6 protein-coding genes are annotated in these 6,161 nt (G+C 53.6%); all 6 read left to right on the forward strand.

The annotated features are described in order from the left end of the window. Positions 1-1,882, forward strand: a 1,882-nt coding sequence (locus PYK22_RS16025) for an RHS repeat domain-containing protein (protein WP_041979469.1), incomplete at its 5' end; no start/stop codon positions are given. Then, positions 1,879-2,727, forward strand: coding sequence for a hypothetical protein (locus PYK22_RS16030; protein ID WP_157770939.1), 849 nt, complete (start codon positions 1,879-1,881; stop codon positions 2,725-2,727). The genes PYK22_RS16025 and PYK22_RS16030, both read left to right, overlap by 4 nt. Before the next feature lie 153 nt (positions 2,728-2,880). Then, on the forward strand, positions 2,881-4,047 hold the full coding sequence (locus tag PYK22_RS16035; RefSeq protein ID WP_235789178.1) for an RHS repeat protein: 1,167 nt from the start codon (positions 2,881-2,883) through the stop codon (positions 4,045-4,047). A 929-nt stretch (positions 4,048-4,976) separates the two neighbouring features. Beyond that, positions 4,977-5,282, forward strand: coding sequence for a nucleotidyltransferase family protein (locus PYK22_RS16045; RefSeq protein WP_041979480.1), 306 nt, complete (start codon positions 4,977-4,979; stop codon positions 5,280-5,282). After that, positions 5,269-5,622, forward strand: a complete 354-nt coding sequence (locus PYK22_RS16050; RefSeq protein ID WP_041979481.1) for a HepT-like ribonuclease domain-containing protein — start codon at positions 5,269-5,271, stop codon at positions 5,620-5,622. The genes PYK22_RS16045 and PYK22_RS16050 overlap by 14 nt, the downstream gene beginning before the upstream one ends. A gap of 55 nt (positions 5,623-5,677) precedes the next feature. Continuing rightward, positions 5,678-6,161 (forward strand): hypothetical protein (locus PYK22_RS16055; protein ID WP_162199875.1); only part of this gene is annotated, 484 nt, incomplete at its 3' end.

Raw genomic sequence — 6,161 nt, forward strand, 5'->3', positions numbered from 1 at the left:
AGGGGAGTTGACGCAGGTGACGAATCCGTGGGGTGTGGTGGTAGGCTACACCAGAGATCAGACCGGCCAGGTGACGGCCATCACCGGAGCCGGTTATGCTGGGGTGACTGTATATGCGCAGGGGATCAGGTATCGAGCCTTTGGGGCGGTGAAGCAGGTGACGTATGGCAACGGGCGACAACAGAGCGTCGCGTATGACAACAGGCTTCGTGTGAGCAGATGGGAAGTGGTTGGGGTGTTAGGGTGGGAGTATGGGTATGATGATTTTGGTGAGCGGAGTGGGCGGGTGACGTTTGCGCGGAACCTGTACGACAACAGATTGGATCGGAGTTGGGAGTACGATCAGGTGGGGCGGTTGCAGCATGCGTACAGTGGGGAGGAGGCGCGAGCGCACGTTGGGCGAGGTGAGTGGGGGAGTCCGACCGGGCCGTATGCGCATAGCTACGAGTATGACGTGTGGGGGAACATGGTGAGGCGTGTTGGGTGGGGCGGCTGGGCAGGGGCCTTCAGTGTGAGTTACGTTGGGAATCGGGTCGTTGGGTTAGGGTACGATGGAGCAGGGGACTTGGTGGACGACGGGCGGCAGCAGTATGGGTATGATGCGGGAGGGCGGCAGGCGTGGGCGCAAGGGAGCGGGTATCGGTTAGAGCAGAGGTACGATGGAGATGGGTTACGAGTGAAGAAGAACGACAATGGGGATGTCGTTTACTACATCCGGTCGAGCGTGTTGGGCGGGCAAGTGGTGGCTGAGATAAGGAACTGGGGATATGGCTGGAGTTGGAGTCGTGGGTATGTCTATTGGCCTGGTGGGGAGTTGCTGGCGATTCAAGCCGGGGGAGTGAAGTGGGTGCACCGGGATCCGGTGGTGAAGAGTCAGCGGTTGACGGACGAGGCGGGGAACGTGGTGGCGGTGGTGGAGTTGGATCCGTGGGGCGGAGAGACAGAGAGGAGCGAGAACCCACGGTATCATCCGTATGTGTATGGGGGGTATGAGCGGGATGGGAATTGGAGCGATCAGGCGCAGCGGAGGGTGTATCACGGGTGGTATTCGCGGTTCTATCAGCCGGATCCATGGGAAGGGAGTTACGATCTGACGGATCCGCAATCGTTCAACCGGTATGCTTACGTCAGGAATGATCCGGTGAACTTTACCGATCCGAGTGGGCTCGATGCAGTCGGGCGACTCATCGACCAGCCCCATTGGACCGAGATCTGTTTCAGCGCCGCTTACAGTGGATGTGGTTTTGGTCCCGAGATGGCCGCCTTTGCTGAGGACTTCTCGCTGCGTCAGACGTTCGGCTACAACTACTGGGACTTGCCAGGGTATGCCAACGAAGCTGAGCAAGGTGAATATCGTTATCTGTCGATCGTCGCGACAGGTTTTGATCCGGCGTTTGGGATATTTCGTGGGACGGTGCAGGTTGTCACCACGCAAGGTAATCAAACTGAAGCGCGGACACTAAGAAACCCGACGTATCAACAGATCGTTGATGCTTATCTTCAAGCGTTTGGACTCGATCAGCACATGATCAATAAACAGTGGAGAAGAGGGAAAAGAGAAAATAGTGGCGGCTATCTGTTCACTCTTTTACAATCAGGTGTGGTGTTGTTAGAAGCGTTGAAAGCGGCAGGTGAGTTTAAGGAGGGGCGGTTTGGTGTACTTCACGAAAAAGAGATTGGTAAGCCGTGGCGAGACTTTCGCAGCTTGAGCGGTGCGCGTGGTTTAGAGATGAGTTTGCAAATCACCTTCAATACAAAGACACTTAGAGCATGGGCTGACGTGGATGAGTACAACCCTTATCAGGGTTTAAGAGGCTTCTTCGGTCACACTTGGGAGGTGTTCAGAAATGCTCTCCTCAATATATTCGGAGGTGGGCGATGAGCACAAGGCTGTTGTTAATCATAGCGTTTGTTTCAACTATCCCATTGTTCAGCTCACAGAAGATGACTTTAACTGAGAAGGCAGCAGTGCAAGGCGGTTCACAACGAGAAGCAGAGCGATTATGGGAGCAGGCTATTAGTGCCAAGGGAGGACGTACACGACTACATCAAGTTAGAAATCTTGTGGTTTCGTCTCGCGCCACCTATCGGTTGAGTCTATTCAAACGTGGGCAATTGCATTACGAGGAGTTTTACGTTTTTCCGAGCAAGATGTGGGCTTGGTATGATGATCGTCCAAGCGTTTTGGGTTTATACCTCAGGATGTTCAACTTCGACGACAGTCTATTCTATGAAACACAGGAGGGCAGTCCCCCTAAAAAACTGAGTGAGAGAAATGATGGTCGGTTTTTCCTTTTGCGAGCACAGCTTGTCTACTTAATGGAGACGCGGTGGGTCAAGCCTATCGTTGTCGGTATGACACGAGGACATGTCGGGCACCAAGACGTAGATATCATTCAAACACTTGTCAACGAAAGGAGAATAGACTTTGCTCTTGATCGAGAGTCACACCTGCCGGTCAAAATCAGCATTTACCCTTCGGAGACTGACGTGCAAGCCGCTAAGAGATCAGGAGGAGTAGATGCGCCTGATGTTCCTATAAATTCCGTTTTATTATCAGATTATATTGAGGTGGATGGCATTAAAATGCCGCGAGTGGTTAACTTCGATAGGACGATTGACGTGCGAACTTCTTATCTGTTCAACGTTACCTACGACGAAAGGATCTTCAAGCAGCCTCCTTCAATCGAGGCTGGACCCGAGGCATGGCGAGCGAGAAGGGAATAGAGGGGATTGTGTGCTCGATGATGTAGAAGGTGCTGGAGCTGGAGAGAGAATATATGGTGAAGCGGTGAGGGGGGTAACAGAGGTAAGGAACTGGAGAGTGGGTGGATTGGGACCTGAGGGTATGTGCGCTGGCCTGATGGGGAGTTGCTGGCGGTGCAACACATGGGAGTGAAGTGGGTGCATCGGGATCCGGTGGCGAAGAGTCAGCGGTTGACGGACGAGGCGGGGAATGTGGTGGCGGTGGTGGAGTTGGATCCGTGGGGCGGGGAGACAGAGAGGAGCGAGAACCCACGGTATCATCCGTATGTGTATGGGGAGTATGAGCGGGATGGGAATTGGAGCGATCAGGCGCAGCGGAGGGTGTATCATGGGTGGTATTCGCGGTTCTATCAACCGGATCCATGGGATGGGAGTTATGACCTGACGGATCCGCAGTCGTTCAACCGGTATGCTTATGTGCAGAACGATCCGGTGAACTTCGTTGATCCCTCTGGGTTGATGATGGAGGGCGGCGTCAGTTGTTACATCGATGGGGTTGAATCAGACTGCGGCCTCGCTCTCAGGATGGTCGAAGCTGGTGCAGCCGTGATTGGGCCTGAGCAGACGACGCGGTGGAATCCAGACGCCAATCTTGGTCAAGGTGGGTGGGAGTTCTTCCGCGCATTGGCCGATGGGAGAGTTGGGTGGTTCAATATACAAGGTGTTTCGATCACGGTAAGTGCAGTGCTTAGTCATGCAGAGATGGGGGCATGGTTTGCTGGCAGTCACACGTATGTCAATGTCTTTACGAATATCTCATCGTTACAAAAGGCAGGTGGATCATCGCCTTTCACGTCTGATGACTCGGATGTCAGAGCTGTGAGCGGCGCGCTAAGCGTGGCTGGGATAGGAGCTAGCATCGGAGAGTATTCGAATGTCAATCCATCTGGCACAATGTGGAGAGGGTTAACTAAGGAAGAGGCCAAGTGGTATCGGATGAGTTGGGGAGGCAATCAGTATGTCTCGCGGTCAGCAGCAGTCGCTCGGGCAAATGCCTACAGATTGCTTGGTAGATCAGCATTTGCTCTAGGTGCAGGTATTAGTGCCTACCAAGGTGTTCAAGCATTACGGCATGGGGAATATGGCAAAGCAGGGAAATCGGGCTTGGATATTATTATGGGCGGAGTTGGTGTGATTGGCGGTCCTATCGGTGCAGGAGTGAGCGGTGGCTATTTCATCATAGCCACGATTGGCTGGGGCAATGTAAGGAGATCTCTTGTAACCCCGTTGCCCCAAGGAACAGGATTTACAAGAGCTAAGATAGGCACGATCCCGCCATAGTGATTCCAAGCCCAAACGCGATGCGGAGCCGATATGGACCCTTTCTATTTTGTCATTGGCGGATTCGTAATTTTCATCTTCATCTTCAAGATGGAGATGCTCGTCCGTAAGGAGAGCTTCAGGATCATTCTAGGGATCAGCTTTCTCCTGTTCTTAATCGGGTTGGTTCTTCATTTTACAGAGGCAGGGCGGTCTTCACTGTCTGGCGCTCTTTTGTGTCCGCTGTTGTCGTTGGGACTATTTCGCCTTTTGCGTAGAGTTTTTCTCCGATGGTTCAAACATGAGCCGAGAGACACCTTCTTCAACTGGAATCTTGGACTAGGTGAAGACAGGATCTTCAACATCTTGTATTTTGCCATGGCCATATTGCTATGGATGGTTGTTCCTTTCGGGATGGAACAACTAGCCAAAGTAGGCTGGTAAGTTGTACTAGATGCGGAACAAACGTTCCGCGAGAGATCAAGTCCACATTCGTGTGTGAAATCCCCTCTCCGGTAGTAAGAGCTACGCCAATTGCTTCATCACGAGTGTTTGGGCCTCACGCCAAGTCCAATATTCTCGCACGTCCAAGGTGTAGCGGTGGCCCGTTATTCATTTCTCTTCCATTTTCATCAGCAGATCCCTCAGCAGGCGCAAGGCTGATTCATGAACAGCCTCCTCGGCGATCCTGAATGGTAGTATCCTCTTCCTTAGCGGAGCGATGGTTTGCTACCACCCAAGGTAGCCTAGGTCGTTCTCTTTGTGCGTATAGTTTGGGACGTTACCAAAAGGATACGCCGCCTTCAAATACTTTTACACACTTTGATATTACCTCCTTTATCTTTCCGAGAATCCTTTTTAGTGCTTCTCGTGGCAGCTATAATGGCATGACGCATGGTCGAAAGCGGTTGGCCGCTGCAGAAGTTGCCGTTCTCGTGAGGAGACGAACAATGAAAGCTCGCGTTTCAGTTGATCGTGACAAGCTCGCCGAGTTCTGCCGGCGACACCATATTCGCAAGCTGGGGTTCTTCGGTTCGGTTTTGCGCGATGATTTCAATTTGGACTCAGATGTTGATGTGTTAGTCGAGTTCGAGCCGGGCGAAGAACCGGGCTTCATTGCGCTGTCGTGCATCGAGGAGGAATTAGCTGCTTTGTTGGGCTGGCGCCGAGTCGATCTAGTCAGCGCCAAGTATCTCAATCGCCGTCTGCGTGAACGTGTGCTTGGCGAAGTCGAGGTGCAGTATGCCGAAGGATGACCTGATCTACATCGGCCACATGCTAGACATGGCGCGCGAAGCGCGCAACCTTGTAGAAGGCCGCGAGCGCGCTGACTACGATCAAGATAAGGCATTGCGCTATGCGTTGGCGCATCTTCTACAAATCATTGGCGAGGCGGCGCGTCATGTGTCACCGGAGATGCGCGCGCGGCACGCACACATTCCGTGGCGAGCGATCACCGGAATGCGGCACAAGATCGTGCATGACTACATGTTCGTTGACGAAGACATCGTGTGGAAAACGGTGACGGAGGAACTTGCGCCACTGGTGGCCGATCTGGAAAGGATTATCTTGGAGGAGTCAAACGAAGAGACTTAAACGTAATGCAGACAACTTTTCGGATGGGAACAATGGGCGGAATACGCGGGCGTATGTGACGGGAGTGACCGATGCAGATGGGTACAGTTCGTACACGCAGTATGATTACGACACTGGGTCGGTGACGGCGCGGCGTGATCCGAAAGGGGCGGTAGAGTTGTTGGAGTACGATGAGGCTGGGCGGTTGGTGCGCGAGACGAATCAGAACACAGGGGCCTATGTGCGGTGGGTCTATCCGGCAGCGGGCGATTATGTGGTGAGCTATCGGACGGTGCGGCAGGTGGGCGAGGAGTTGATGAGCGCAACGTTCTATGATGGTGTGGGGCGGGTGCGTGCCGTGGCGAGCGATTTTCCTGGGAGCAGCGGTGGGCGGCGAGCGGTGCATTACATGAACGACGCGATGGGGCGGCGGGTGTGGGCATCGAATCCGGCGGAGATCAACGACAGTTGGCAGCCTGTTGGCGACGATGCTGGTGATTGGCAGTGGACGAAGCAGGAGTACGATTGGCAGGGGCGGGTGACGCTGACGATCAATCCTG

This window comes from Pyrinomonas methylaliphatogenes, from assembly GCF_000820845.2.
In the GTDB taxonomy this organism is placed as follows: Bacteria; Acidobacteriota; Blastocatellia; order Pyrinomonadales; family Pyrinomonadaceae; genus Pyrinomonas; species Pyrinomonas methylaliphatogenes.